Origin of the sequence: Sphingobacterium sp. Ag1, from assembly GCF_000988325.1 — a bacterium.
Taxonomy (GTDB): Bacteria; Bacteroidota; Bacteroidia; order Sphingobacteriales; family Sphingobacteriaceae; genus Sphingobacterium.
In genome coordinates, this window is record NZ_LBGU01000030.1 from 12,462 (window position 1) to 38,734 (window position 26,273).

Annotated in this window: 24 protein-coding genes; 11 read left to right on the forward strand and 13 right to left on the reverse strand. The window is 39.9% G+C overall.

The window, feature by feature from the left end; genetic code table 11:
- From AAW12_RS06645 to AAW12_RS06655, 3 genes are all read right to left on the reverse strand, one after another.
- On the reverse strand, positions 1-1,716 hold the full coding sequence (locus tag AAW12_RS06645; protein ID WP_046672830.1) for a hypothetical protein: 1,716 nt from the start codon (positions 1,714-1,716) through the stop codon (positions 1-3).
- Positions 1,717-1,856: 140 nt separating this feature from the next.
- On the reverse strand, positions 1,857-2,801 hold the full coding sequence (locus AAW12_RS06650) for an aldo/keto reductase (protein ID WP_046672831.1): 945 nt from the start codon (positions 2,799-2,801) through the stop codon (positions 1,857-1,859).
- A gap of 189 nt (positions 2,802-2,990) precedes the next feature.
- Positions 2,991-4,046: an NAD(P)-dependent alcohol dehydrogenase gene (locus tag AAW12_RS06655; protein WP_046672832.1), complete on the reverse strand. Its 1,056-nt coding sequence runs from the start codon at positions 4,044-4,046 to the stop codon at positions 2,991-2,993.
- Between the two features lie 197 nt (positions 4,047-4,243).
- Between AAW12_RS06655 and AAW12_RS06660 the strand changes: the two genes are divergently transcribed.
- Both AAW12_RS06660 and AAW12_RS06665 read left to right on the forward strand, forming a co-directional pair.
- Complete coding sequence (locus AAW12_RS06660) at positions 4,244-4,810, forward strand: YceI family protein (protein ID WP_046672833.1); 567 nt, start codon at positions 4,244-4,246, stop codon at positions 4,808-4,810.
- Positions 4,811-5,235: 425 nt separating this feature from the next.
- Positions 5,236-5,820 (forward strand): hypothetical protein, encoded by a 585-nt coding sequence (locus AAW12_RS06665; RefSeq protein WP_046672834.1) that lies wholly within the window; start codon positions 5,236-5,238, stop codon positions 5,818-5,820.
- A 32-nt stretch (positions 5,821-5,852) separates the two neighbouring features.
- On the opposite strand, the gene arr is transcribed toward AAW12_RS06665, so the two are convergent.
- The gene (arr, locus tag AAW12_RS06670) at positions 5,853-6,596 is read right to left on the reverse strand and encodes an NAD(+)--rifampin ADP-ribosyltransferase (RefSeq protein ID WP_046672835.1); all 744 of its coding nucleotides are present in this window, start codon (positions 6,594-6,596) and stop codon (positions 5,853-5,855) included.
- 268 nt (positions 6,597-6,864) lie between these two features.
- Positions 6,865-8,076 (reverse strand): amidohydrolase, encoded by a 1,212-nt coding sequence (locus AAW12_RS06675; RefSeq protein WP_046672923.1) that lies wholly within the window; start codon positions 8,074-8,076, stop codon positions 6,865-6,867.
- 376 nt (positions 8,077-8,452) lie between these two features.
- On the opposite strand from AAW12_RS06675, the gene AAW12_RS06680 reads away from it, so the two are divergent.
- Complete coding sequence (locus tag AAW12_RS06680) at positions 8,453-9,127, forward strand: ankyrin repeat domain-containing protein (RefSeq protein ID WP_231585219.1); 675 nt, start codon at positions 8,453-8,455, stop codon at positions 9,125-9,127.
- Between the two features lie 169 nt (positions 9,128-9,296).
- On the opposite strand, the gene AAW12_RS26625 is transcribed toward AAW12_RS06680, so the two are convergent.
- Both AAW12_RS26625 and AAW12_RS26630 read right to left on the reverse strand, forming a co-directional pair.
- On the reverse strand, positions 9,297-9,791 hold the full coding sequence (locus AAW12_RS26625) for a metallophosphoesterase (protein ID WP_231585220.1): 495 nt from the start codon (positions 9,789-9,791) through the stop codon (positions 9,297-9,299).
- Positions 9,773-10,480, reverse strand: coding sequence for a metallophosphoesterase (locus tag AAW12_RS26630; protein WP_231585221.1), 708 nt, complete (start codon positions 10,478-10,480; stop codon positions 9,773-9,775). The genes AAW12_RS26625 and AAW12_RS26630 overlap by 19 nt, the downstream gene beginning before the upstream one ends.
- Before the next feature lie 314 nt (positions 10,481-10,794).
- Here AAW12_RS26630 and AAW12_RS06690 point away from each other — a divergent pair, with 314 nt between their 5' ends.
- From AAW12_RS06690 to AAW12_RS06705, 4 genes are all read left to right on the forward strand, one after another.
- On the forward strand, positions 10,795-11,313 hold the full coding sequence (locus tag AAW12_RS06690) for a DUF2975 domain-containing protein (RefSeq protein WP_197083990.1): 519 nt from the start codon (positions 10,795-10,797) through the stop codon (positions 11,311-11,313).
- A gap of 3 nt (positions 11,314-11,316) precedes the next feature.
- A complete protein-coding gene (locus AAW12_RS06695; protein ID WP_046672837.1) occupies positions 11,317-11,523 on the forward strand; it encodes a helix-turn-helix domain-containing protein in 207 nt (68 codons plus the stop codon).
- A gap of 69 nt (positions 11,524-11,592) precedes the next feature.
- Complete coding sequence (locus AAW12_RS06700; RefSeq protein ID WP_046672838.1) at positions 11,593-12,465, forward strand: ABC transporter ATP-binding protein; 873 nt, start codon at positions 11,593-11,595, stop codon at positions 12,463-12,465.
- Between the two features lie 2 nt (positions 12,466-12,467).
- The gene (locus tag AAW12_RS06705; protein WP_053003554.1) at positions 12,468-15,674 is read left to right on the forward strand and encodes a M1 family aminopeptidase; all 3,207 of its coding nucleotides are present in this window, start codon (positions 12,468-12,470) and stop codon (positions 15,672-15,674) included.
- Between the two features lie 72 nt (positions 15,675-15,746).
- Here the strand turns inward: AAW12_RS06705 and AAW12_RS06710 are convergent, their stop codons facing one another.
- Positions 15,747-16,952 carry an aminotransferase class I/II-fold pyridoxal phosphate-dependent enzyme gene (locus AAW12_RS06710; RefSeq protein ID WP_046672839.1) on the reverse strand — a complete coding sequence of 402 codons (1,206 nt, stop codon included), beginning with the start codon at positions 16,950-16,952 and terminating at the stop codon, positions 15,747-15,749.
- Between the two features lie 144 nt (positions 16,953-17,096).
- On the opposite strand from AAW12_RS06710, the gene AAW12_RS06715 reads away from it, so the two are divergent.
- Positions 17,097-17,555 carry an Lrp/AsnC family transcriptional regulator gene (locus AAW12_RS06715; protein ID WP_046672840.1) on the forward strand — a complete coding sequence of 153 codons (459 nt, stop codon included), beginning with the start codon at positions 17,097-17,099 and terminating at the stop codon, positions 17,553-17,555.
- A gap of 6 nt (positions 17,556-17,561) precedes the next feature.
- Here AAW12_RS06715 and AAW12_RS06720 read toward each other — a convergent pair whose 3' ends face one another.
- The gene (locus AAW12_RS06720) at positions 17,562-18,584 is read right to left on the reverse strand and encodes a bestrophin family protein (RefSeq protein ID WP_046672841.1); all 1,023 of its coding nucleotides are present in this window, start codon (positions 18,582-18,584) and stop codon (positions 17,562-17,564) included.
- Positions 18,585-18,851: 267 nt separating this feature from the next.
- Here AAW12_RS06720 and AAW12_RS06725 point away from each other — a divergent pair, with 267 nt between their 5' ends.
- Positions 18,852-19,388 carry a hypothetical protein gene (locus AAW12_RS06725; protein WP_156167570.1) on the forward strand — a complete coding sequence of 179 codons (537 nt, stop codon included), beginning with the start codon at positions 18,852-18,854 and terminating at the stop codon, positions 19,386-19,388.
- Positions 19,389-19,426: 38 nt separating this feature from the next.
- Here AAW12_RS06725 and AAW12_RS06730 read toward each other — a convergent pair whose 3' ends face one another.
- Together AAW12_RS06730 and AAW12_RS06735 are read right to left on the reverse strand one after the other, a co-directional pair.
- Positions 19,427-19,996, reverse strand: a complete 570-nt coding sequence (locus AAW12_RS06730) for a gluconate 2-dehydrogenase subunit 3 family protein (protein WP_046672843.1) — start codon at positions 19,994-19,996, stop codon at positions 19,427-19,429.
- A gap of 21 nt (positions 19,997-20,017) precedes the next feature.
- The gene (locus AAW12_RS06735; RefSeq protein WP_046672844.1) at positions 20,018-21,706 is read right to left on the reverse strand and encodes a GMC oxidoreductase; all 1,689 of its coding nucleotides are present in this window, start codon (positions 21,704-21,706) and stop codon (positions 20,018-20,020) included.
- Positions 21,707-22,028: 322 nt separating this feature from the next.
- Here AAW12_RS06735 and AAW12_RS06740 point away from each other — a divergent pair, with 322 nt between their 5' ends.
- Together AAW12_RS06740 and AAW12_RS06745 are read left to right on the forward strand one after the other, a co-directional pair.
- Positions 22,029-23,081, forward strand: a complete 1,053-nt coding sequence (locus AAW12_RS06740) for a sugar phosphate isomerase/epimerase family protein (RefSeq protein WP_046672845.1) — start codon at positions 22,029-22,031, stop codon at positions 23,079-23,081.
- Between the two features lie 34 nt (positions 23,082-23,115).
- Positions 23,116-24,273: a Gfo/Idh/MocA family protein gene (locus tag AAW12_RS06745; protein WP_046672846.1), complete on the forward strand. Its 1,158-nt coding sequence runs from the start codon at positions 23,116-23,118 to the stop codon at positions 24,271-24,273.
- 65 nt (positions 24,274-24,338) lie between these two features.
- Here AAW12_RS06745 and AAW12_RS06750 read toward each other — a convergent pair whose 3' ends face one another.
- Together AAW12_RS06750 and AAW12_RS06755 are read right to left on the reverse strand one after the other, a co-directional pair.
- Positions 24,339-25,562 carry a retropepsin-like aspartic protease gene (locus AAW12_RS06750; protein ID WP_053003555.1) on the reverse strand — a complete coding sequence of 408 codons (1,224 nt, stop codon included), beginning with the start codon at positions 25,560-25,562 and terminating at the stop codon, positions 24,339-24,341.
- 107 nt (positions 25,563-25,669) lie between these two features.
- Complete coding sequence (locus AAW12_RS06755; protein WP_046672847.1) at positions 25,670-26,209, reverse strand: helix-turn-helix domain-containing protein; 540 nt, start codon at positions 26,207-26,209, stop codon at positions 25,670-25,672.
- Positions 26,210-26,273: the final 64 nt, after the last annotated feature.

Below are 26,273 nucleotides of genomic sequence, written 5' to 3' on the forward strand. Positions count from 1 at the left end.
TTAATTGATGCGATAAATAGGATAAAGAAGATGTGAATCTTCATAGTAAGGTGAATGTTTGTATATCCAATCCAGCTGCGCACTACTACTCGCAGCAAGTTTAGGGTTATTCATCTTCTCGCGTTCAAAGGCAGCTCTTAAATCTTTATTCTCTTTTAGAAGCTTGGCTGCTGTATCTTCAAAAACATACGCTGAATAATATTCTTTCTGTCCTAAGATCGCATCAAAGAAATTCCAATTAAAATAAGAGTCTATTGCTTCAGGTTCTAAAGTTTCCAGCAAGAACTTTACACCGTCCTGATTCAAGGGGACTAAATAATCACCGGCACGAAAGTTTACCTTATTGGATTCCCGGAGGAGGCTGGTGTCAAAATGTAAATAGTGGCCTTCGTAAGGACTTGAAGTTGTCTTGAAATCCTTAATTCGATACTGTTCCACCGCTATTACTGTATCTTGTTTAAGCGGAATCATTTTGATCTGATTGAGTGTTAGCAAGTTAATAATTTTCCATTCAGACTGCGGAATGACATAATACGATGGAATAGTTACTTCTTTTGTCGGAACATAGGTATTATATAACTTAACTTGTTTTGAAAACTTCGCGTTTCTATCATACCACAATCTATCTTTCGAGGAGACATCGCTTGGCTTATATTTTGCCTCGAAGCCCTTAAAGTCCAGTGATTCATATTTCGATGAATCAAGCTTCCATGCTAGGGCATATTTATCCCCTATTTGATATTGCTTGAGGTTTTCAGTTCTTTTTTGTTTGATCTCTTTATAATGCTGTTCCATAAAATCCAGATTACAACGCATATAATCATAAGTTGCTTTGACACGTTCTTGATAAGGTTTCAACATGTGTGTTTCTACCACGGTTCCGATGACATTAAATAGACTGGTGTAACCTGTTGCATATCTTGGCGAATCCATAAAAGTTGGAAAACCACCATCAGGTACATCGTTGTGGATGTTAACATAGGGAACAGACATAAACCCTTTCTCCTGGAGGTCTTTGAGTAAGGTTTTTTGCATGTTGTTATTAAAATAATTACCTAAAAGGTTTCCCAGACGTTCTTTGTTTGTTGAGATATAAGTAAAGGTGTACTGATAATCGGCCCCATTGCTCACATGATTATCGATAAAAACATCCGGCTTGACCCAGTGGAAAATCTGCTGAAAACTGCGCGAGTTTTTAGTGTCTGTCTTAATAAAATCCCTATTTAAGTCATAATGCCTTGCATTTCCACGAAAGCCATACTCTTCAGGGCCATTTTGGTTAGCTCGGGAAAAGCTCCCACGATTTAACATCCCACTGACATTGTAACTCGCGAGCGCAACAACGATAACATTTTGAGGTGCCTTTACCTTTCCTGTCGCCAAATCCCGCATGAGCATCATAGTGGCATCAATACCATCGGGTTCTCCGGGATGAATACCGTTGTTGACCAATAAAATACATTTCCCTTTCCTAGCGACTTCCAGTGTCTTTCCAAACGGATTAAATACGACCACATCTATTGGTTTATTGTTATCGTCTTCTCCCTTTGTTTCATAATGAATTGATGTATATTTCTCCGCCAATTCCTGATAGTAGGCCCGCATTTCTTCAAATGTTGTGGATTGATTACCATTGCCCCGTTCATAAGGTGTAGGCATTTGCGCATAACTTCTGCCCAAAAGCATAAAAGAAAATAATATCAGGAACCGTTTCATAAGATCAATTTAGCGTCCAATTTACGATAAACTTGTTAAAATACATAAGCAATCTCCACCGTCTATTAAGAACGACTTCTCAATAAAAACAAAATCCCTAAGAAATAAAGGGATTTTGTCATTACTCTTTTACCGGTATTTTAATTGCTGACCTCGTTTAATAATTCGATATCTTCTGTATCTAATTTAAGAGCCGGTGCCGCACATAGCGTATCCAATTGACGCTCACTCGTGGCACTCACAACGGGAGCGGTAATCAGCGGTTTAGCCAACAACCATGCTAATGCTACAGTGGCCTGTGTTGTACCATGCTTCTCGGAGATAGCATCGAGCGCTTTCAGGACAGCTTTACCTTTAGCATCAAAATATTTTTTGATTCCACCGCCCCTTGCCGTTTTATCAAAGTCAGCTTCAGTACGGTATTTACCGGTCAAGAAACCTGCTGCAAGCGACCAATATGGAAATACACTCAACCCATACTTCTCGACCAATCCCGCATAATCTGTTTCAAAACCTGCGCGCTCTACCAAATTGTAATGCGGTTGCAAAGCAACATATTTTGGAAGGCCGTTTTTCTCTGCTACATCAAAGCTTTCCGTTAAACGCGCTGGCGATACATTAGAAGCGGCGACATAACGTACCTTGCCTGCCTCTATTAAGTCCGCATAAGCCGACAATGTCTCTTCCACAGGGGTTATGTTATCATCAAAGTGGGTATAGTATAGATCTATATGATCTACTCCCAACCGTCGCAGTGAATCATCGGCAGACTTCAAAATATGTTTCCTTGAGATATCATACCCATGTTCCTTAGTCTCGGATCCAACTTTTGTTGCGATCACTATATTATCACGGTTACCGCGCCTTTTTAACCATTTTCCAATAATTTCTTCAGACTGCCCTCCAGTTCCATTTACCCACCACGAATAGGTATCTGCCGTATCAATAAAATTAAACCCTGCTCCTACAAATTTATCTAGCATTTCAAACGATCTCTGTTCATCTAATGTCCAACCGAAAACATTCCCACCAAAATTAATTGGCGCTATCTGCAAGTCTGTGTGTTGTATTTCTATCTTTTTCATTGAAATCATCTATTAATTGTTCCTTTAAATAAAAAAATAGCTATGCCTTTCCAGCTGAAAAGCTCAAGCTAAAGTTACGGTATTCATCTTGAGCCATATCAGTATTCTTCACATCTAATTGTCAAAACGCATAAAGATTTTATTGCGATTAAAAAAACAGGTCGGTTCTTTAACCGACCTTTTACAACGTTACTTTTCAATAGACGACATGTCGATTACGAAACGATATTTTACATCACTGTCCAATACCCTTTGATAAGCCTCATTTACATAGTCGATATCAATCATTTCTGTTTCGGGTAGAATATTATGTTCAGCACAAAAATCAAGCATATCTTGAGTTTCCTGTATTCCCCCAATGCTGGAAGCCGTTAGGATCTTATTTCCACCCATGATTGAACGTCCATTGATCTCCATGGGGGCAGCCGGGATTCCCACGCAGATATAAACTCCTTTTGTTTTCAATAATGCAAGATAGAGGTTATAATCATGCGGTGCCGATACGGTATCAATAATAAAATCAAAATACGATGAGAATTCTTTTATTTCATCTGCCTCATGCGTGTTTAAGAACTTGTGTGCTCCAAGTAGAGCAGCATCCTCCTTCTTACGTGGAGAATGGCTTATCATTGTGACTTCTGCTCCCATTGCTACTGCAATTTTAACAGCCATATGTCCCAATCCACCTAAGCCCAACACACCAACTTTATGCCCTTTGCTAATATTCCATCTTTTTAATGGCGAATAGGTGGTGATTCCAGCACAGAGTAGCGGTGCCACCTTTTTAATATCCAACGATTCCGGCACATGCAGCACAAAGTCCGCATCCGCAACAATATTATTGCTGTAACCACCAAAAGTATAGCTGTGATCATGCATCACATCCTTGCTGTTGTAAGTCCAGACGGTCTTCTTTTCTGAACAGAACTGTTGTTGGTCTGACTTGCAGTTATCGCATTCGCCACAGGAAGCCACCATACAACCGACACCTGCCAGGTCTCCTTTTTTGAACTTAGTCACTCCACTACCAACGGCACTTATCCGACCGACAATTTCGTGCCCGGGAACAATCGGGTATTGTGTACCACCCCACTCGTCATGTACTTGATGAATATCGGAGTGACAGATCCCGCTGTACAGGATATCGATTAAAACATCGTTTGCACCAAGCTCTCTCCTTTCAAACTCCCAGTACTCAAGTGGAGAATTACTATCTTTCGCCGCATAACCTTTCGACTTAATCATATTATTTTTTTTATAGACCACAATTTGGATGCGAAGATATCTCCGATCCCCTATTTACATTGTACTAAGTTAGCGGGTATTGATGACGAATAGAGCAAGACAAATAGAATATTGACACTCCGCAAACAAAAAACAAGTTTAAACATAGAAATATCCGCACAAGACCATGTATATTTGAGTTCATATAAATCATTTCAATGAAAAGAACCAGTCTAACACTAGCAATTATTTGCTTAACATCAATGGCCTTCGCCCAAAAGATAAGCTACAGAGTGAACACCCAAAACTCGACGATCAAATGGAATGCTAAAAAGGTTGTTGGTGGTCATGTGGGAACAATCAATATACAAGAAGGCACGGTACAGACAGAAAAAGGGAAAATTACCGGCGGTGGTTTTACCATAGATATGAATTCCATGGCTTGTACAGATGCACCTAAATTGACCGGACATCTAAAAAATGAAGATTTCTTCAATGTGCCTACCTATCCCAACAGTAAATTTGTCATCAGTAAGGTTGATAATAGCAAAGGCAACCCAATCATAACAGGCAATCTGACAATCAAGAATAAAACAAAATCGATCTCCTTTCCAGCAAAAGTCACCACAACTGCAGATGGGCTTTCTGCTGAAGCTATCGGAGTCAAAGTAAATCGACTGGACTTTGATATACAGTATCGTTCAGCAAGCTTTTTCTCCGACTTAGGCAATCGCGCTATCGATGATGAATTCACCTTAGATATCCTACTTAAGGCTGTAAAATAAAAACTACTGGAGCCATTTGTTAATACAAATGGCTCTTCCTTCATTGCCTCATCGTACCGAGAATCGATATGATTTAATCGAAATGGTTTGAATAGAAAACTCCCCTGTGGGGACTGTTGACTTCGGTCATCGTTTTGCTTTTCCCAACTATTGCCGGTCATCCGGATTGATTATGACGTGATCCCAACACGGCCTATTATCAATCCGTCTCGCTGGTTTAATGTACGCATGCCTATATAGAGAACCTTAGGTGCAGGTATTTATCCCTACTCAAAATAGCGCGTCTGCACATTTCTACAGCAGCAAACAAAGACTCTGTTAAATTAGATTTGATTCAAATTGCACTTAGCAACCGATAAGATTGACGAAAGTAAAGTTTTAAAATTATCTTTAAACTCCCAAAAGTAAGGTTAGACAAATTATATATGGAGAAAATAAAAACTTTTCAACAGCACGAGCTTAATAGAATTAGAAAAAATTGGAGTGACAGTGGCCTCGCATTTGAAAAGTTGGGAAGATCTTCTAACATAGCAGATTATTCGGATCGCGAGATCAATGAAATGCTTCTCGGCGTATATAAAGACAGTAAACATCTTATGGTCGATGAAGGCTACTTTATCGATCTCACCCAAGCCCGTAAAGCCAGCTGTATTTTGGTTGATGTATCCTATTCAAGACGTATCAAACCTGCTCCAAACAGCGTCCTTAGTCTTCAGGATATCCGTAATTTTTATATTGAAGACTATTTCATAGAAACGGAAGAAGCATTTTCCAATAGATACAAACATAAGATAACCGGTTATTTAAAAAAGATCGGCGGCATCAGTTTGGGCAAAGGGCAATACAATGACCTGTATTCTATTCCGAACGATTTTAAAACTTTTTTCGGCGATACGCCAGCCGATCTGTTCTATCCGATCCAACGTTATATCAATGGTTTATTTTTTGATGACGATTATCGAATTTCAGCCTTCGAAGTTATCAGCAAGATTGTTATCAGTAAGACATAACTCCGATTGCCGGAGCAGGCGCTCGTGATTTCTTAATTGATAATGTCGCCGCCACTCTCGTCTAGTTTATCACGAAATTTTTCAAGTTCCTGAGTGCCGGGTTTTGCCCAATCAGCAACTTCACCAATAATTTTTAATGGAAATTCAGATCGATAGGAACGTGTCGGATTTCCGGGGAATTTCTGATCCGTCAGGTTGGGATCATGCTCATAATCACCGGTAGGTTCAACAATAAATACGCGCTCGCTACGCTCACCTTTTGCGAGTGCCGCTGCAAGTCCAGCCCCATTCATCAAGGCTGTAAAGTAAATGTGGTTCATTTTTAAGTCGGCTTGATAGTTGGAATTGAAGCCTGGAACCAATAAATCGCCGATTTGTGCATCTGCTTTTGTCCCATGATAAAAAGGTCCCTTATCAAAGGGAATATTTTTATAAGAAGAGGCCAGCCGAGCATACTCACTTGCCATTGCTTCTTCTCCTAACCCTGTGTAACAGGCGCAAATCTTCAAATACAATCCGGGCAATGCACTAGTCGTCCGGTCATCGTTGATTACCAATGCATGCTCTAAGGCTATGTGTAGCCATTTCAGACTATCCGACAGCGATTTCTGTTGCCGCGATACAAAATAAGCCGCAAAAAACTTTTCGTGGTCATCACTTGCCTCCCGATAACCTTGCATAAAAAATGACAGTGATTCCTCCGCTCTACCGCTTTCTTCCAGTTGTATTCCTTTTAGACAAAGTTTGACAACTTCATTAAATGGTGAAAATTCCATCGTATAAATTATTTTTTATCCAACATACATTATTCTCGCCTCAATTACAAATGACCACTCCTTAAAAACATCTGTTCTACAGCAAGGCCTTGGACGTGAAAAGCCAGTTATGAGGATAACCGGCTCTTCAACAAAATTGTTCTCTTAATTTCAACATTTCTCCACGCAACAACGTACAATTGGTTGGGCATTTAGGAAACGACACATTGCTGGAATCCCGAAGGCAGTTAGCGTTCGGAACGCAATTATTATCCGATAGTGGCGTCCTTTAGAACACAATATTGCCTTTGTGGATCAATGAAGTCACCGGTGAAATCCGAGAAACTGCTTCAGCAGAACAACTTGCCTCAACAAAAACCATGCTTGCTTCATCGCCTACTTTCGGCCATTGTTGATTTCCATTATTATCCAAAGGCAATTTGTAACGTGTGGCGAAAGCGAGTGTTCTGGATAAGCCGAATTCTGTTCCATAGCCATACAGCTCAGCAATTAGATTCGCTTTCTGGAGCATGTTTCCCGAACCAAAGGTATTCCAGTGATCCTGAATATTGTCATTTCCAATCAAAACTTCCACACCATATTTTCGAAGTGTCGGAATAGGCATAATCATATTGCCAAAAGGCACGGAGGAGACGATTCCCACGCCCGCCTCGGCAAGACGCGCCGCAATTTTTTCGACTTCGACATTTGCGAGTCGGCTAAGTGCAAAAGCGTGGCTAACAAAAGCTTTTCCTTTTAATTGGGGGTTTTCCAATGTTCGGTCGATCAAAAAGTCGATTGTCTTTAGACCACTTTCTCCCATTTCATGGAGATGTATGTCAACTCCCTTATCGTTATCAAGCGCCAACCGGGTAATCTGCTCCATACTTTTTTCAATACTTCCGTCCAAAGAGTACGGATCCACTCCACCGATGAAACTAACAGCATCCAGTTTTGCAACATCCTTCAAAATGGGTAAGGTATCCGTATAATAAAGACCATGCTGTGGAAAAGCAACCAGCTCCGCGTCTACCGTGTCTTTTTTTGATGCAAGCGCCTTTTCTAAATTTGTTAGCGATCTTAGTCCAGATGTTGGATCAACATTGAAATGCGAACGAATAAAATCAGTTCCGTATGCCTGCAGAAAATTCAGCATTTTGCCCGTTCTTTCGACCGATGTGCTTAACCATTCAGGAATCATCTTTTGCTCATACGCGATCATATCTTTTACGGTATGCCGCGTGGGAGATACTGCTTCCCATGGCAAACCAAACAACATTTTATCCAAATGGGCATGCATATCCTTAAAGGCCGGCAACATCAAATGTCCTTTTGCATCGATTCCATTGGCATTTGGGGTATTTGGTTTGATTCCTTTGATCTTACCCGCTTCAACTTCTACACAGCATAAAGCGGTATTTGTGCTTATTACTTCCTCTCCATCAAACTCGAATCCTGTCTCAAGCCGTACGTTTTTTAAAATATATGTTTTAGCTTTCATATTTCTTTTGATCATATTCTTTTTTTCTAAAATTTACTAGACAATAGAAACGGTATTATTTTTTCCGCTTTTATGACTTAGTATGACCAAAACAAAGGTCGCGATGATTTTTCAGGGTGTTTTGCAGAATACATCTCGATGCTTGAACAATTTATCACAACGCAAACTTTGACTTAACATTGTGTGTGAGCAGGAGCTACACGAGTACACTTTCAGCCAGTGTTTGACCAATAATAGCGACATTTAAGATCCACGCTTGTAATAAATTGTCCAACAGATGGAATGAAAACCACATTGTAAAAACAGCCCTATCTCCTATTTTTGTACTAGACGTCAGGCATATTCGACAATTTATTGAAAATTACAGCATAATAAAATGATGAAAACAACTTTAATACTCCTGATCATGATGAGCATAACAAGTTCGTGCCGATCGGCATTAACAGAAAACTCCTATACTGAAAATTCGTCCCAGGAGGATATTATTCAATTGGTCGTCAACAATGACCTGCAGGGTGTAAGAAAAGCACTAGAAAATAAGACCAACGTAAACAGCAAAGATACGAACAAACGTACGCTTCTACTTATCGCTACAAACAATGGAGCTCTTGAAATGGCCAAATTATTGGTAGAATATGGCGCCGATGTCAACATTCAGGCTGATAATATGGATAGCCCATTTTTATACGCGGGAGCAAGTGGGCAAGTTGAACTCGTCAAGCTTTTCTTAGATCACGGCGCGCGTTTTGATTTATTTAATCGATATAATGGCACAGCTTTAATACCGGCATGTGAACGTGGACATGTAGAAACGGTAAGATTATTGGCCAATACTAAAAATTTCCCATTAGATCATGTCAATCGCTTAGGATGGACCGCTTTGATGGAAGGAGTTATACTCGGTGACGGAAGCAAAAAATATCAGGAAATCGTTCAGATTCTAAAAGATGCCGGAGCAAAATTAGATATTCCGGACTTCGATGGTAAAAGCCCGTTGCAACACGCACAACAAAGAGGCTTCAATGAAATTGTTAAGATACTAACATTATAAATATCAAGGTTCATCTTCCATTAAATGGTCAAATTTAAATAAAATTTCAGTAAGGATCTCACCATGCTGCAGATCAGTGTATGTTTCACCAATTAAAGGAAATGAACCTTATCGACTAGAAATGAACCTTATCGATTTATAGCTTAGCGTTGTATCTCATACCAAAATATCAGGTAACGCTTTTCCGTAATGTAATAACTGTAATTTCGGGCCAAACACCTATCCGCCCTTTTAGGCCGTGAAAACCAAAACCACGGTTGACATAAAGATATTTTCCCTGTTTTTGATAAAGTCCAGCCCACTGTTTATAAAAATATTGAATTGGACTCCATTTTAACCCAAATAGTTCTATCCCAAACTGCATACCATGTGTATGACCAGCCAGCGTTAAATGCACATGTTGATCATAGTCCAAAGTAACATGATCCCAATGTGAAGGATCATGAGACATTAAAATTTTAAACGTATCTTTGTCTAATCCAAGAGTTGCCTTAGCCAAATCGCCATATTGATGAAACCCTCCTTTTCCCCAATTTTCAACACCAATTAACGAGATACGCTCACCTTGCTTTTCTATAGCTATCGATTCGTTTAGCAACAATTTAAACCCCATTTCATGATGAATTTCCTTGAGCCTATTCAAATTTAAGGCTTTTGATTCCATACTTCCCATTGCACATAGTCCCCATAGTCGTGATTCCCAAGGACAGAAAACTTTCCCGAAGGAGCTTCTAATCGGTTGAAGTCTGAAACCCAGGGTTCCATTTCGGAAGCCTTATTATTGACTAGATCGCCCGTAAACAGTAACAGATCACTGTTTTGTGCATTGACCAATTCGATACCTTTGCGTACTCTTTTGATATCAGATAAACTCCCTGAATGAATATCCGACAGCTGTGTAATTTTAAAACCGTCAAACGCCGCAGGTAGATCAGGAAAACTCAAGACTTCCTCACGCACTTTATAAAAATAACGACCTTTCGTTAAACCGAAAAAAATAACCAACAGCATGGCTCCCGCCAAAAACAATACAATTTCACTCAAAAATAGACTTCGTGGAGGAAAGGAACTAAAAATACGCATAAGATCTTCAACAAATAAAAAGGGCACTGCAAGCAATTTTGGGATGAATACAATTAAAAATGCTGTGATCAGACTTGTGGCGGTCTGCTGGACATCATAACCCGTTCTCCGTAAAAAAATTAAAGTAAAAACACCCAAAAACAGCAGAATATCAATCCCCCAATACATGTTGTGCCAAATTGAACCATGAATAACCGTACTAAACGCCTGAAAAAAATAGATATCCCCCAAAACGAATAGGAATATTATCAGTAAGAGTCTCTTTGCCATAGTGATTAAAGTATTGATTTTAAATCACTAATGATATGCCAAAAGATATTTTTTAACTTTTACAGCCCTTATCCTCTTAAATAGTGATGTCTATGTGACAATCGCATCGCTGTTGGCAGGGATCGATATAAGGGTTGTACGATCGGTCTAAATTCCTGTCAATATGTCGCACTAGCCTACACATTCTCGGAGGCGCCAAAGTGAATGTAAGTGTTTGAGCATCCTATCATTTCTCCAGAAATACTTTATTTTAACAAATAATTACCGTGAAACGGTAATTATTTATATATTTACAGTATCAAACCAAATTTTACATGATGAACCGGACAAAAATAATCGGCAGAGTCTTATTCTATATAACTTCACTTTTAGGGAGCTTATATTTAATCATAACCCTGTATGCGTTGATATGCCTGCTGACAGGCTGGAACACAGCATCCTATGGCAATGGAATGTTTCTTCATATCAACTATCCGTTTACCATAACGCCCTTGATGAATGTGGATAATAACGTATCGTACAAAGTATTTTCATTCATACTACCCCTGTCATTCTATACCATCTTTTTTCTCTTGTCTGCGCAAATATTTAAATTGTTTACCCGAAGGAAGCTATTTACCAAATTTCACCTGCTTATACTCAAACGGTATTACAGGTTAAATCTGTTACTGCCAATCGTCTGCACGGCTATTGCCGCAGTATTTGTTACAGTCGAAGGGGGAATTGCCATACTCATTGCTGTACATTTCATTTTGGGCATTTTTGTTTTTTTCCTCGCGGAAATCTTCCGGCAAGGCCTCCATTTACAGGATGAACAAGATTTATATATCTAGTATATGGCTATTGTTGTAAATATAGATGTAATGCTGGCCAAACGAAAAATGCAAAGCAAAGAACTTGCAGAACAAATCGGCATTACACAAGGTAATCTTTCGGTATTAAAAACGGGAAAGGCAAAAGGAATACGTTTCGAAACGCTACAAGCGATATGCACTGTATTGGAGTGTCAACCAGGTGATATATTGGAATTCGTACCTGATTAGCGCATAAAACCATGATATCAAACATTAAAAGGACCCAGATTGTGATGTGGGCGTAAAGACAAGTCAGTTATGAACCAGTTAAAAATACAGAATCTTTCGAAAACGTATCCTAACGGGGTGAAAGCAATTACGGAGCTTTCATTACATATCGGTCAGGGCATGTTTGGGCTGCTTGGTCCGAATGGAGCTGGAAAATCGACATTAATGAAAATCATTGCTGGCTTAGAACAGGCAGATACCGGTTCCGTTGTATTGAATGATGTCAATATTTTAAATGAGCCCTCTTTTATAAAGAAACAGCTCGGTTACCTACCCCAAGATTTTGGAGTATATCCGCACCTATCGGCTTATCAACTCATGCATCACCTTGCCGTACTTAAAGGAATTAAAAAAGAAGGACGAAAAGAACATATATTAGATTTGCTCGCACGTGTAAATCTTTACGAATTTCGTGACAAAGAAGTTCACAATTTTTCGGGAGGAATGCGGCAACGTTTTGGTATTGCGCAGGCGATGTTGGGTTCGCCACAAATTATCATTGTAGACGAACCCACAGCGGGCCTCGATCCGCAAGAGCGCAATCGTTTCAACAATCTACTTAGTGAAATCGGGGAACAGATGATAGTGATCCTTTCAACACATCTAGTGGAAGATGTGCGAAGCCTCTGTGCTCAAATGGCTATTATCAACAACGGAAGTTTGATGGTCAATGGCGCACCCAACGACTTTTTAAAATCGTTGGAAGGCCGTATTTGGGCAAAAACGATTGACAAAAATGAATTACGTTATTTTAACGAAAATTTTCACACCTTATCAGCCCAATTACACGGGGGGCGTCTAGACGTCCATATTTATGCCACAAAAAGCCCAGGGAATGGTTTTGAGCAAATTAAACCTGATCTTGAAGATGTCTATTTCACACATTTATCTCAAATTGTATAGCCATGTTTATCGACTACTTTCTACTGGAAGTCAGCTTTTACTTTCCAAAAAAATGGTTCCTGGCATTATTATTCTGTTTTTTAGCATTTGGTTATTGGGTTAGCGTCATAGCTTCTTTTTCATTTGCCGGTGTTTACGCCAATTCTCCCTTTGTGTTAACTTACACCATAGGATTAGTATCGCTATTGAATATCTTTACCATCGTTATTTGTTCATCACAAATATTTTTACGTGAAATAGATGCACGATTTTCATCGCTCCTGTATACAACCCCGGTCAATAAAAATATTTTTCAACTGAGTCGTTTTGTGCTGGTGTTTCTGATCACGGCCCTTACATTTCTATTCTTTATCCTTGGGCTGATGCTCGGTCATGCTTCACAAGGAGATGAACATGAGAAATTTATGTCATTCCGTATGCTCAACTACCTACAGCCCTATATACTACTCGTCCTTCCAAATATTTTTTTCTGCACCGCAACTGTTAGTGCAATTGCTTGGACCAGCCGTAGTAAAATGCTTGTTTTTCTTTCGGGAGTTTTCATTTATATCCTATACTTCGCTGTCTCTTTATTTTCGAATTCGCCATTATTTGCCAACGCATCCCCCGTTTCCTCCGAGACCATGAGCCGGATGGCCATAGTCGACCCTTTTGGTCTGGCTGCTTTCTTTGAACAATGTCAGTCATGGTGCCCAGCTTTGAAAAACTCGACATTGCTCCAGCTCAAAGGAAATTTTTTGATAAACCGGATTGGTCTACTTGTATTTTCATCTGCATTGACGTTACTTGCGATCCGTCGAGCACGTTTTCATTGCACGACAAAAAAGAATATAAAACCGCCGCTGCAAAAGGCTGGAAACCAGCCAATCCTTCCTAGGGGACAAATAAGCATATCAGAAAAAGGTTGGCTTTATGATTGGCATACGCTTTATAGCTTCCTAAAGATTCACCTTCGAGCCCTACTAAAAGGTTTACCCTTTGTCGTTGTCATTGCGCTATGGTTGTTTTTTCTAGGTATGGAAATATACAGTAACATCGATGCAGGAATGCGCCTACCACAACGCTATGCCAGCACGGGATTAATGGTTCGGAACATCATCAATAGCTTTCCTCTTTTTTTACTTTCCGTCCTATCTTTTTATGGCATGGAAACAGTCTGGAGATCTCGAAGTACGCGGATATATGTACTCGAAGACAGCACTCCAGTACAAGTAACAGTTGTCATGCTGGCCAAGTGGATCTCGTTGTGCTGTATTGCATTATTACTTATTACAATAAGCATTCTGCAATGCATTGTTCTTCAACTTATATTCCAGTATCCAAAAATTGAATGGAATCTATATCTAAGTCTTTTTTATATCCTTGGCGTCCCATCTCTACTGTATGCTTCAGTTATTATCAGTATACAGACTATTGTGGGACTAAAATATCCAGCATTACTTTTGACAGTCTTGTTTTTTGCATTGACCAATTCCTTTATTGGTACCATGCTTGGTATAGAGCATCCACTTTTCCGTTTTGCAAAATCACCCTTAAACTATAGCGGCGACATGAATGGGTTTGGCGCCTATCTGCATGCATTTGGCTTTAAAATGATCTACTGGACTTCCTTTTCGGCCCTTATCGCTATTGGCACAACGCTCACCCGGCAAAAGGCAAGATCTTTTTCAGTAAACTTAAAATCGCATTCAAGGTTAAAGGTCTTCGCTGTGTTAATGGTTGCAGTCTTGTTGATTTCAGGCCATTTCATCTATCAGCGAACTCAAGTCGGCAATTCAGCAGCGAAAATCGATTGGATGCAACATTATGAACAGAAATACAGGCACTATCAGCATATTCCCCAGCCAACGATCGTTTCGGTCAAAACCGAAATAGATCTTTATCCGACGTCAAATGAATATATCATTAGTGGCCTATATAAGCTAGTCAATAAATCAGCCGCTCCGCTGGATAGCCTATTACTTTACACGGATCCTGCTATGGAATTAGCACATGTCAACATAGACCGCGCTGTACAAAAAGCTAACGACAGCACCTATGGTCACCACCGGTTTAAACTAACAAGCCCCTTCATGCCTGGAGATTCTATTACAATGGAATTTACGATAAAATACAAATGGACACCGTTCAACCGTCACGATCCCATGAATGCCATCTTAGCTAATGGTTCTTTTATGCGTATCAGTCGCTATTACCCCATATTTGGTTATCAGCACCAAAATGAAATAGAAGACCCACTTGAGCGTAAAAAACGAGCGCTGGGAAAAGCAAGCGCTTTAAAAAAGTTAGAACAGCCTGATGCTCTTCCCTACGACTATGGATATGTAGACCTTGAAACAATTATTTCGAGTGACAGTGACCAAACCTGTATCGCGACTGGAGAATTTATCAGAAAATGGCAAAAAGGAAATCGAAACTTTTTTCACTATAAATCAACAGGACCAATTCCCTTCCGCTTCGCAATATCATCAGCTGTATATATGGTTGAAAAATCCTCTTACGACAACATATCCATCGAGGTATATTATGACAGCAAACACGCGGAGAATGTTAAACAACTTATAAACGACGCAAAGCGAACTTTAGCCTATTGTCAAAACAACTTTGGAAAATATCCATTTAAAAGCATACGTTTCGTCGAAATATCTGGATTTGTTAGTGGATTTAACGCGACGGCTTATCCCGGTATGATTTTTATGAATGAGAACATGACCTTTCATTCAGATCTACGTCGCGAAAAAACAAGAGACGTCATTAATGAACTTGCCGGCCATGAGTTATCGCACCAATGGTGGGGTAACAGTCAAATTGACCCCGATGACCGGAGAGAAGGCGCTACAATGCTAACAGAAACGCTCGCTATGTATACTGAATTAATGTGTTATAAACACAAACATGGTCCCGAAGGAGTAAAGAAAATGGTCAAAATGTATCAAGATCTTTATGACATTGGAAAAGCAAACAGTGCAGACGAAGCTTTAATGAGAGTATCCCCTGGAAATACAAATGTTGCCTATTATAAAGGCCTTTTAGCCATGTATCAATTACATGAATTGATAGGTGAACAAAAAATAAATACTGCTTTGAGGACTTTTTTACAGCACTATGCCTTTCCACATCGACCGCCCACAAGTGAGGACCTAATTCATGAATTTATCAGGATCAGCGAACCAGCATTGCACAAGAACATCCGTAAACTATTTTTGTAGAAAATGTCGAAACAGTTTACGGATCCTTTCTGTTGTGTGAACTTTTTATTCAACTAATGGCGATTATCCGCATTATTGTAGAATCCCAATCTTTTGCATGCATGCTCTCATTTTTTGATAAGTGCGCTCAATGTCTTGATCTAGGCCAATGGAAAACCTGATCAATCCATCGGAAATACCCATCTTTAAGCGCTCTTCTTCAGGAATTTCTGATGACGTAGAACTACCTGAACAGGAGAATAGTGTCTTATAGAATCCTAGGCTGACGGCTAAATACCCTAAATTTTCAGCCTGCATCAGTTCCATTAATTCATTGGCTTTTTCAGTGGTTTCCACATCAACAGTCATTAAGCCTCCAAAACCATAGGTCTTATGCATCATGCTTTTCATTAATTCATGATCTCGATGCGAATGTAAGCCCGGATAAGATACCTTTAGTCCATCTTTCTCAAACCGTTCGGCAAGATACATCGCATTATAGCTATGTTGTCTCATCCGTATATGAAGTGTTCTTAAATTCTTCAATATACTCGCCGAACGTAAGCTGTCCATCGTTGGTCCCAATAACATACAGGACCCAGTGTTCACATTTTTCGTTTCATTAATAAACTCCTGACTTCCGCAATAAACCCCACCTACTGTATCGCTACTGCCATTAATAAATTTCGTTAGACTATGGATGACAAGGTCTGCTCCCAAAAGTATTGGCGATATAGACAACGGAGAAAACGTATTGTCGACAATCAGTTTTAGCTTGTATTTTTTACAGATGGCTGAAAGTTTTCTTAAGTCCGCCACATGCAATAAAGGGTTGCTCACGCTTTCACAATACAACACCTTTGTGCTAGGTCTTATCGATCTTTCGATTTCGTCGGCATCATTAATATCCAAAAATGTTGTCTCAATCTGGAAAGGTGGGAGAAAATTTTTGAGAAAGGCATAAGTTCCACCGTAGATCGTCCTACTGGAAATGATATGGTCGCCACTTTTACATAACTGTAAAAGAACTGTTGTGATCGCTCCCATACCCGAAGATGTTACATTGGCCGCAGCGGTATTCTCCATTTTTGCTAAAGCTTGCGCCAAATACAAATTCATTGGCGACGAATGTCTTGAATAGAGATAACAACCCTCTGCGTTCCCTTCAAATGTGTCGAACATTTTTTTAGCGGAAAGAAAGGTATAGGTAGAACTGTCTGAAATTGATGGATTCACACCTCCAAACTCACCAAAGTATTGCAAATCTTGAATTTCATTTGCAGCGTTAAAATTATCCATATTTTTATCTTTAAAATTGAGATATTTTAGATTATATTACAAGTGATTTTACTTATATTAGAATATAAATCTATTATATCAACGATAATTAGTTAAAACATCTGAAAACTTTAAAAACTGATAACAAATACAAAAAAATAATCTATGCACTTCGACGAAATTGACCTTAAGTTATTGCGTTTTCTCCAAGAAGATGCGAAACAAACGACCAAAGAACTGTCCTACAAGCTAAGCTTGTCGGTGACAGCAGTCTATGAGAGAGTCCGCAAGCTCGAAAATACGGGAATTATCGCAGGCTATGTCGCCATACTTGATAAAAAGAAGATAGCAAAAGATTTCCTCGTATTATGCCACGTAAAATTAACACAGCACAAAAAGGAGTATATCTTACAGTTTGAAAAAGAGGTCATGAACCTTCAAGAGGTAACCGAGTGTTTTCACGTGAGTGGCGACTACGACTATATCCTCAAGATTTGTGTCAAGGACATGGCAGACTATCGCAGCTTTATGTTAACAAAACTAACTAGCTTACAGCATATTGCAAGCACCCATAGTTCCTTTATGATCGCTGAGGTAAAAAATACATTGGTAATAGATCTGTAAGAAGTTCTAAACCAACACACCGTTTTTCGATGCAATAGCTTCCGGAAGATCCTCATCTCCCACCATCTGCAATAAATCAATTTCAATGGTCCTACAAATGGAAAGCATCGGTACATCAAACATCAGACCTCCAAAAGGATTTTCGGTATAATCGCCGACCAATTCCATTACAATATAAATCCATCCTATGACAACGCAAAAAGGAATACTGGTCCAGATACCCCAGTCCCCTAATTTCGCAAATTCATTCACGAGGCCCAAAGGAAGTAGAATGATTAAAATAACATTGAAGACAAAGGCTGTACTGGCAAACTGCCTAGGTGATGGAAATTTTTTGATCCTTTCTGCCTGTCCTTGATAATCGTAAAATTGATTCAGGCAATTCTGCAGTTGCGTTTGGTTAAAATCCGAAATAATCTGATCATTTTTCAACGCATTCACTTCTTTTGCTTGTTTAGAAATCAAATAAGTCGCAAAATTTTTATATTCGCTCTGCAACTTAAACTCCTCCGCAGAAAGATATTTACGCAAAAAAATCGAAGTTCTACTATAATCTGGAAAGCCAGCCTTTATCAACCTGTTCCGTTTCACATTCATTGAACCAAAATGTTTTTTCATGCTGATATGCTCCCACTCTGTCGGGACCAACAACTGCTCACGAAAAGTATAGAGCCAGGCAATGTGACGATAAGCGATTCTTTTCCTCCGTTCCTCCAAATCGGTATGATCACCGTCTTGGGTATCAAAAGCATATAACATAGCCGTGAACGAACGACTTGAATTGACAATTCCACCCCAGATTTTTCGGGCTTCCCAAAGTCTGTCATAGGCTTGATTATTTTTAAAACCAACGTAAAAAGATTCGGCCGTTCCGATTAATGCCAATGGCACCCACGGAATTATCATCCACTGCCAATTGAAAAAATAATAAATGACCGCCACCAAAGAACACCAAAGCGTCAGCCATATTAAATGTGCGCCCGCTAAATTAAATATTTGTCGATAGTTGAAATACTTGGTTGTGATCATAAAAAGTAAATATCTTCCTTTATTAAAAATGCTATGAAAGTACAATTTAAATTGTAACTGTCCAATACTTCAAATTGTTTTCGGCATAACGACATTTTATCAACTAATTTCATCGCGATAGATAGGTCCAACAACTACAACAATCTTACGTTCATCATGCAGTACTGATTAATAAACACGTATAAGGCACTATTGTATAATTTTATGCATTTGATTAATTTTAATCTTACGGATAAAAACAATTGCCAAACATATAACAAGGATACGATGAAGATAAAAGCACTTACATTAAATATAGGTCTTTTCCTTTTTGCTGCAACGACTTTCGCGCAGAATAAAGCCGACTTAAAATCATTGTTAAATAAAAACAGTGAATTTGTATTTCCACAGACAGTGGATAAAATTGCCGCTACATTGAATGTGAAAACAGAATTCTATGAAGATGCCAACGAAGAAAAGTATGCAAAATGGATCACAAAATCCGGTTTAGAACTTTATAGCAATTATGGGGCTGATAAATCCGTCAATGAACTATTTTTTGATATACCAGAAGACAAGTTTTTGATTGTCGAAGGATTGCCTTTTGATCTGGCAATCAATAAAACAACAGTCAAAGAGGCTCTTTCAAAATTCAGCCAACACGATGTCAAAAAGCAAAAACTTGATGCGGGAAGCTCGTTTCCGGGCGGTACCAGACTGACGATGAAAACAGGAACGCATTTTACCACCCTACTTTTCGATAGCAAAAATCTGTTAAAGTTCATAGGCTTGACCACCTCTTTAATTGACCCCGCTGCCAATTAAGGGTAAGGGGTCAATATCAAATTTATACGATTTATTAGCTAGATTGCCCAGGCATGATCACCCTTTTGATAAGGGAAATCGCCATCATATTTCCCAGGGATTTTCACATAACGGAATACTTCCGTCGCTCCCAATTTTGAGCTAAAAAATGTAAGGAGAGTAAGCTGTTTAAACAGGGTGAAAAAATGAGGCAGATCGTTAGCGGATTTCTTTTCATCATAATCCTGCGCTTCCTTGTCCAAAATATCGACAAAGGCCGTTTGGTCTTTCTTTTCAAGTTGCTGAAAATTACGTCCAAATTCTTTCTTGGCACGTTCGTCAATTCCAGCTGTTCCGGTCAGAAAGACCTGCTGTTCTTCAGGTTTATAGCAGTCTCGCACCAGAACGGGAATCTCAGAACCTACACCAGCTTCTTTCGCTCCCGGAGTAGTGGTCTTAGGAAGAATGGCCTCAGCGAGATCGCCAAAAAAATCGATTGATTTTGGATCAAAAAGCATTTCTATATCTTTCGAAGCAGACCTTTGGCATCCTTCCAAAAATAAGGGAGCGCCAATAACTGTTCCGCCCATGAGCATGGCTACACGTTGTATTGCTTCTCGTCTATTCATAACTATTACATCATAAAATAATTAAAGATTTCCTTTTTTTAATTCATTTACAGCAAAATCTACTGCCCTTGCAGTAAATGCCATATAGGTAAGCGATGGATTCACACAGGAAGAAGAAGTCATAAAGGCCCCGTCTGTCACAAAAACATTTTTAGCATCCCATACTTGGTTAAACTTGTTTAATACCGAGGTTTTCGGATCATTCCCCATGCGCGCTGTTCCCATTTCATGAATTCCCTGTCCCATACTAAACCCGTTGTCGTAGGTTGTTACATCTTTGACACCGATAGATTCTAACATTTCCTTCATTTCATTGCTTGCATCAACCCTTATTTTCCGCTCGTTATCCTTAATCTCTGCGTCTATTGCCAATACGGGAAGTCCCCATTTATCTTTTACCGATGAATCCAATAGGACTTTATTTTCGTGATATGGGAGTATTTCACCAAACGCGCTGAAACCCACTCCCCAGCTGCCCGGCTCGGCGATAGCATCTTTCCAAGCGCCGCCCACGCTCTTATTATCGACCTTACCCGACCATTGTCCCCTCGAAGCCCCGCCTTGATACCCAAAACCACGTACGTAATCTCTCTTCTTGGTATCGCCGGCAATATTGGCAAATCGGGGCACATATAATCCATTGGCCCGTCGACCAAAAATATATTTATCCTCAAATCCGTCTACTCTTCCCCCAGCCCCACTATTTAACATGTGATCCATCAGGTTATGTCCCAGTTCGCCACTACTGCTTCCAAGACCACCCTCCCATACATCAGTAGCGGAATTCATTAAGACCCAGGTGGAATTTAACGTTGAAGCACATACAAAGACGATTTTAGCAAAATACTCGTAGGTTTGATTCGTCTCCGCATCAACAATTTCTACTCCTTTAGCTTTCTGGGTATCACGATCGTAAATAATACTCTTTACAATTGAAAATGGCCGTAAGGTAAGGTTTCCTGTCTTCACTGCTGCGGGCAATGTTGCAGATTGTGTGCTAAAGTAAGCGCCGAAATTGCAACCCAACCAACATTTATTTTGGTATTGGCAGTTAACACGGCCATGGTGGGGCACTGTTATGTTGGCTACCCGGCCAATTATAAAATGTCGTTTTCCCTGATAATGCGATTTTAAGCGCGCGGCAAGGTCTTTCTCCACAATATTCATGTCCATGGGTGGCATAAATTCGCCATCAGGCAGCACGGCTATACCATCTTTATTACCCGAAATACCGGCAAATTTTTCAACGTGACTATACCAAGGTGCAATATCTTTATAACGTACGGGCCAGTCAATGCCATGTCCGTCTCTGCTATTTGCTTCAAAATCAACATCCGACCAACGATAACTCTGCCGCCCCCACATAAGCGAACGCCCGCCAACGTGATAGCCCCGGAACCAATTAAAGGGTTTAATCTCCTTATACGGACTTTCTGTCTCATTAGTCCAAAAGTCGATGTTCCCTTCATTCATCCATTGATTTTTAATTCCAAAAGGTAGGTAGTGCTGGGCGCGATCCAATGGCACCCGGCCCCGATGCGGAAAATCCCATGGATCTTTATTTGGTGATGGGTAATCTTTGATATGCTCAATATTGCGTCCTCTTTCTAACATAATGGTTTTAAGCCCACGCTCTGTTAGCTCCTTGGCTGCCCAGCCACCTGTGATCCCAGACCCGATGACAATTGCATCATAAACATTATTTGCCATTTATTTATAATTGGTTTATTGGGTTATTAAGTCTACTTCACAATCAAGCGCCACACAGGTGCCTGACAGCTTTACCTTGTTTAGACGAGGCATTCTTATATTATTTGGAAAGCGTAAGAATGGATCGTCTAGACAAGTTTAAGGTTTTTTTTTGATTTTATTGCAACCGGTTGCAAATTTTTGTAATATTGTATTAAACAAGCAGGTAGCTTGGATAACCAAATTATAATAGTATAAACGACAGACGCAGCCATTTCTTTAAACGTATTGGAATATGGATCTGTTTTGTACATAACGTAGTCTTTTTCTAAACGCAATACATATGATAACAATTAAAGGCCCTGCCATCTTCCTCGCGCAGTTTATCGGCGATGAAGCGCCATTTAACTCCTTGGACTCTATCTGCCAGTGGGCTGCAGCACTTGGCTATAAGGGTATACAACTGCCCACCTTGGATGCCCGTTTTATCGATCTAGAAAAAGCAGCGCTCGATAAAAGCTATGCACTTGATCTAAAAGCGAAAGTACAGTCTTTCGGATTGGAAATTACCGAACTTTCAACCCATCTCCAAGGGCAATTAGTGGCTGTAAATCCAAGTTTCGATGATCTATTTGATGCCTTTGCACCACAGCATTTACATGGTAATCCTCAAGCACGACAACAGTGGGCGATCCAGCAATTAAAATATGCCGTACGAGCTTCCCACAATCTCGGGCTTAAAGCGCTGGCTACCTTTAGTGGAGCCTTTCTATGGCCATTTATATACCCTTGGCCACAAAGACCCGCTAAATTGATCGAAACAGGTTTTGCTGAGCTTGCAAAATTATGGTTACCCATTCTTGATGAATGTGACCTGTATGATGTCGACCTATGCTATGAATTACACCCTGGAGAAGATCTCCATGACGGTGCTACTTTTGACTTATTTCTCGAAAATGTAAATTATCACAAGCGGGCAAACATTCTCTATGATCCCTCCCATTTTGTCCTTCAATGTCTTGACTATCTTCAATTCATCGACATTTACCATGAACGAATTAAAATGTTCCATGTTAAAGATGCTGAATTCAATCCTTCTGGTCGTCAGGGCGTCTATGGTGGCTTCCAGAGCTGGCAGTCAAGAGCCGGTCGTTTTAGATCAATCGGTGATGGACAAGTGGATTTCAAATCCATATTTACCAAACTCACACAATATGATTATCAAGGCTGGGCAGTACTGGAATGGGAATGTGCATTCAAAAATGCTGAAGATGGTGCACGGGAGGGCGCGCTGCATATTAAAGACTATATTATCCGTGTTACTGATAAGGCATTCGATAATTTTGCTGCCGTCGAAACCAATGATAGCCTTAACCGCAAACTATTGGGTTTGTAATTACGAAAGATATCCTCATTAAAAAATCAACTTTATGCGCAATACAAAACTAAAAATGGGCATGATCGGCGGTGGAAAAAATGCATTTATAGGGGCTGTACATCGCATGGCTGCTGGAATTGACGGTCAGATTGAATTATGTTGCGGAGCATTGAGTGCTGATCCACTTGTCGCAAAAGAATCCGCTGCACTTTTAGGGCTTCCAGTGGAAAGGAGCTATGGAAGTTATCGGGAAATGATTGTCGAGGAAAGTAAACGTCCGACGGATGATCGCATGAACTTTGTGAGTATAGTCACGCCCAATTTTGCTCATTTCGAACCAGCAATGATGGCACTGGAACATGGCTTCCATGTCGTGCTTGAAAAGCCGATGACTCTGACAACAGAACAGGCCGAATTGCTCCAACAAAAAGTAGCGGAAACTGGGCTAATACTCTGTGTCACATACACCTATTCTGCCTATCCGATGGTGAAGCAAGCCCGTCATCTCGTTAAAGAGGGCCAATTAGGTTCGATTAGAAAAATTATGGTCGAATATCCGCAGGGATGGCTAAGTAAGATGATCGAAAATAGTCCTTCTCTGGCCTTCTGGCGCACAGATCCCGAAAAGAGCGGAAAAAGTGGTTGTATGGGCGATATTGGGACACATGCTGCCCACCTAGCGGAATATATCTCCGGTTTAAAAATCACTAAAATGTGTGCCGATCTTCAAACATTTGTGACCGGAAGAAAACTTGAAGATGACGGCAACATATTACTTGGATTTGAAAATGGAGCCACCGGCGTACTATCGGCATCCCAAGTTGCTGCAGGAGAAGAAAATGCGTTAAAAATTAGAGTATATGGTGAACTTGGGGGATTGGAATGGAACCAGCAGGATGCAAATACACTCATCTTTAAACAGCTCGATGCGCCAATCCAGCTATTTCGTGCAGGTCAGCAGTACCTTTCACCAATCGCCAAACATAACATTCGTCTACCGGCCGGTCACCCCGAAGGATATATCGAAGCATTTGCCAATATTTATAGAAATTTTGCAGCCACACTATTGGCATCAATGCAAGGTATAAAGCCGCGAGAAGAAGATACTGATTTTCCAACTGTAGCTGATGGTCTGCGTGGCATGAAGTTTCTAGAAACTGTAATTGCCTCGGGAAAATCCGAACAGAAATGGACCGATTTTATTCGTTAGATACATACTTGCCATAAGTAGCCAATGTCATTTGCTCCCTGAACAAACGGCATTGGCTGCTCACTTTAATTTTTCTGCATTGACTGAGACATCTGTTTTAAATACCCCTCATAGTTTGAATAAGGTTCCTTGATCCTGCTGTTTGGTTTCAGGTAAAGAAATCCTTCCTGATTATCCAAAATGACATTAAAATGGTTCAGAATCTGGTTTCCGAACAGGCTTGGTCTGCCATTCGGTTTGAGTGGATCAGCGGCATTCGTCACAATATCTTTAAACTCCACGCCAGCTATTGAAGCATCCAAACGAATAATTTTTCGATTACTGATCGTAGTAAGCGGCGATAGATCATTCCAATTATGGCCTATACCGGTAAAATCTTCCCCTAACAGCATCGTACCATCACGACCTGTATCAAAAAGGAACCAAAAATCGTAGTCTCGTTGGTTATGTCTAAAAGCAGCTTTAAACTTGGGTCGGTTTTGCTCATAGTATACAGGAAGCTTTGTATACTTCTTTGCTTTAGTGGGGAGATCGCGATGAATTACCAATTCCATTTTGTCATAATCGATTTCAATAATGTGATTTCGAAAGAAACTGTTACCAATAATAAGATCTTCAAAAGGCTTCATATTACCGACCTCTGTCATTGACACGTTTTTCCAAACAATCGGCCCAATACGCAATTGATTGCCCAGGCTTGTCCGCTCGCTCTTGACCCCATCGGTATTCGCAACCGTCGTAAACGATGAAAATGATAAATCCAACCGCTTTGGGCTATTTTTGTTGACAACACCAGTTCCGGCTCCTAAATCAAACTGTATCGTAATGTCTTTTTTGTTAATTGTACCATTCAGGAAAATCCGTGAGCCAATAAGACGAAACGGTATCCGCATCGGAAATAAATTACTATTATCCATTGTGGGTAGATCCGGCGGTAATTGAGCGCTTATACGAACGTGACAAGAATCCGTTCCATTCAATAGTACTATGAAATCATACATCGCGCCGGGTTTAGTCATCACAGTCAATTCTTCCTGATCTGTTTTAAAAACAACTGTACTTTCTTTTGTTGGAATATTTACGAAATAGACGTCGGGATCTGCCTTGGGATCTAATTTCCAGTCAACACGGCAATAGGCGCCATCTGTAATACCGACTTTCTCAGATGAAGCTTTGATCAAAGGAATCTTAGCTTGCGGAAAGACGTTCGTCATCGTACAAAAAGAAAGAATAATAGCAAAGGCAGCCAAAGCAATGTGGCTTTTGTTCTTTTGATAATCTGTTTTCATAATTTTGCATTTTTTTTCAAGATCAAAGAAAAAAAATACCAACAGAAGAATATCCTTTTACAGCCCGACAATGCCCCGACAGCTACCCGACAATTGTATAAAAGTACCTATAAAATACTTATATCGGGCAAAATGCGTGCGTGCCCACCTTTATTTAACCCGATTGCATTTCGCAGAATAACGATTATATTTATAAGTATCCAACATAACGGAATAAGCAATTTCACATTGCTTTTAACACCCAGCCAATCGTTGAGTATGAAAATAATAAGCATCAGTAAAACGGCAACTAAAGTCGATACGATTTGAATTGAGATTAACTGACGGACCTTATATGAATGCTGTTTTTTGAACAGCATAATTGCGATAGGCACCAAAACATTTAATGGCGGCAATATAGAAAAGGGTAAGGAAGACAGGTTGATAATCTTGATCCATCTCAAGTTTTCTGACTCAAGCGGTATATCATACGCAGAAAACTCCGATTCCTCCACATTCAATGCCTGTGCAAGTGCGCGAAGGGTGTAGCCCTTTGGCGACTGCCCCGCTTCAATCCGCTGAATTGTTCGTACTGAAATATTTGATTTTTGCGCTAGTTCCTCTTGTGTTAAATTGAGTTTCTCACGTAATGATTGTAATTTGTTCATAAACAATAGATCGATCTTACCATCAAATTTACAGAATTTGGTGGTAAGAATTCAGTAAATCTAA

Excerpts from the sequence above, each read along its gene's own strand:
- AAW12_RS06645 (WP_046672830.1), bottom strand. The coding sequence starts at position 1,716 with ATGAAACGGTTCCTGATATTATTTTCTTTTATGCTTTTGGGCAGAAGT.
- AAW12_RS06650 (WP_046672831.1), bottom strand. The coding sequence starts at position 2,801 with ATGAAAAAGATAGAAATACAACACACAGACTTGCAGATAGCGCCAATT.
- AAW12_RS06655 (WP_046672832.1), bottom strand. The coding sequence starts at position 4,046 with ATGATTAAGTCGAAAGGTTATGCGGCGAAAGATAGTAATTCTCCACTT.
- AAW12_RS06660 (WP_046672833.1), top strand. The coding sequence starts at position 4,244 with ATGAAAAGAACCAGTCTAACACTAGCAATTATTTGCTTAACATCAATG.
- AAW12_RS06665 (WP_046672834.1), top strand. The coding sequence starts at position 5,236 with ATGGAGAAAATAAAAACTTTTCAACAGCACGAGCTTAATAGAATTAGA.
- arr (WP_046672835.1), bottom strand. The coding sequence starts at position 6,596 with ATGGAATTTTCACCATTTAATGAAGTTGTCAAACTTTGTCTAAAAGGA.
- AAW12_RS06675 (WP_046672923.1), bottom strand. The coding sequence starts at position 8,076 with ATGAAAGCTAAAACATATATTTTAAAAAACGTACGGCTTGAGACAGGA.
- AAW12_RS06680 (WP_231585219.1), top strand. The coding sequence starts at position 8,453 with ATGATGAAAACAACTTTAATACTCCTGATCATGATGAGCATAACAAGT.
- AAW12_RS26625 (WP_231585220.1), bottom strand. The coding sequence starts at position 9,791 with ATGGAATCAAAAGCCTTAAATTTGAATAGGCTCAAGGAAATTCATCAT.
- AAW12_RS26630 (WP_231585221.1), bottom strand. The coding sequence starts at position 10,480 with ATGGCAAAGAGACTCTTACTGATAATATTCCTATTCGTTTTGGGGGAT.
- AAW12_RS06690 (WP_197083990.1), top strand. The coding sequence starts at position 10,795 with ATGATGAACCGGACAAAAATAATCGGCAGAGTCTTATTCTATATAACT.
- AAW12_RS06695 (WP_046672837.1), top strand. The coding sequence starts at position 11,317 with ATGGCTATTGTTGTAAATATAGATGTAATGCTGGCCAAACGAAAAATG.
- AAW12_RS06700 (WP_046672838.1), top strand. The coding sequence starts at position 11,593 with ATGAACCAGTTAAAAATACAGAATCTTTCGAAAACGTATCCTAACGGG.
- AAW12_RS06705 (WP_053003554.1), top strand. The coding sequence starts at position 12,468 with ATGTTTATCGACTACTTTCTACTGGAAGTCAGCTTTTACTTTCCAAAA.
- AAW12_RS06710 (WP_046672839.1), bottom strand. The coding sequence starts at position 16,952 with ATGGATAATTTTAACGCTGCAAATGAAATTCAAGATTTGCAATACTTT.
- AAW12_RS06715 (WP_046672840.1), top strand. The coding sequence starts at position 17,097 with ATGCACTTCGACGAAATTGACCTTAAGTTATTGCGTTTTCTCCAAGAA.
- AAW12_RS06720 (WP_046672841.1), bottom strand. The coding sequence starts at position 18,584 with ATGATCACAACCAAGTATTTCAACTATCGACAAATATTTAATTTAGCG.
- AAW12_RS06725 (WP_156167570.1), top strand. The coding sequence starts at position 18,852 with ATGAAGATAAAAGCACTTACATTAAATATAGGTCTTTTCCTTTTTGCT.
- AAW12_RS06730 (WP_046672843.1), bottom strand. The coding sequence starts at position 19,996 with ATGAATAGACGAGAAGCAATACAACGTGTAGCCATGCTCATGGGCGGA.
- AAW12_RS06735 (WP_046672844.1), bottom strand. The coding sequence starts at position 21,706 with ATGGCAAATAATGTTTATGATGCAATTGTCATCGGGTCTGGGATCACA.
- AAW12_RS06740 (WP_046672845.1), top strand. The coding sequence starts at position 22,029 with ATGATAACAATTAAAGGCCCTGCCATCTTCCTCGCGCAGTTTATCGGC.
- AAW12_RS06745 (WP_046672846.1), top strand. The coding sequence starts at position 23,116 with ATGCGCAATACAAAACTAAAAATGGGCATGATCGGCGGTGGAAAAAAT.
- AAW12_RS06750 (WP_053003555.1), bottom strand. The coding sequence starts at position 25,562 with ATGAAAACAGATTATCAAAAGAACAAAAGCCACATTGCTTTGGCTGCC.
- AAW12_RS06755 (WP_046672847.1), bottom strand. The coding sequence starts at position 26,209 with ATGAACAAATTACAATCATTACGTGAGAAACTCAATTTAACACAAGAG.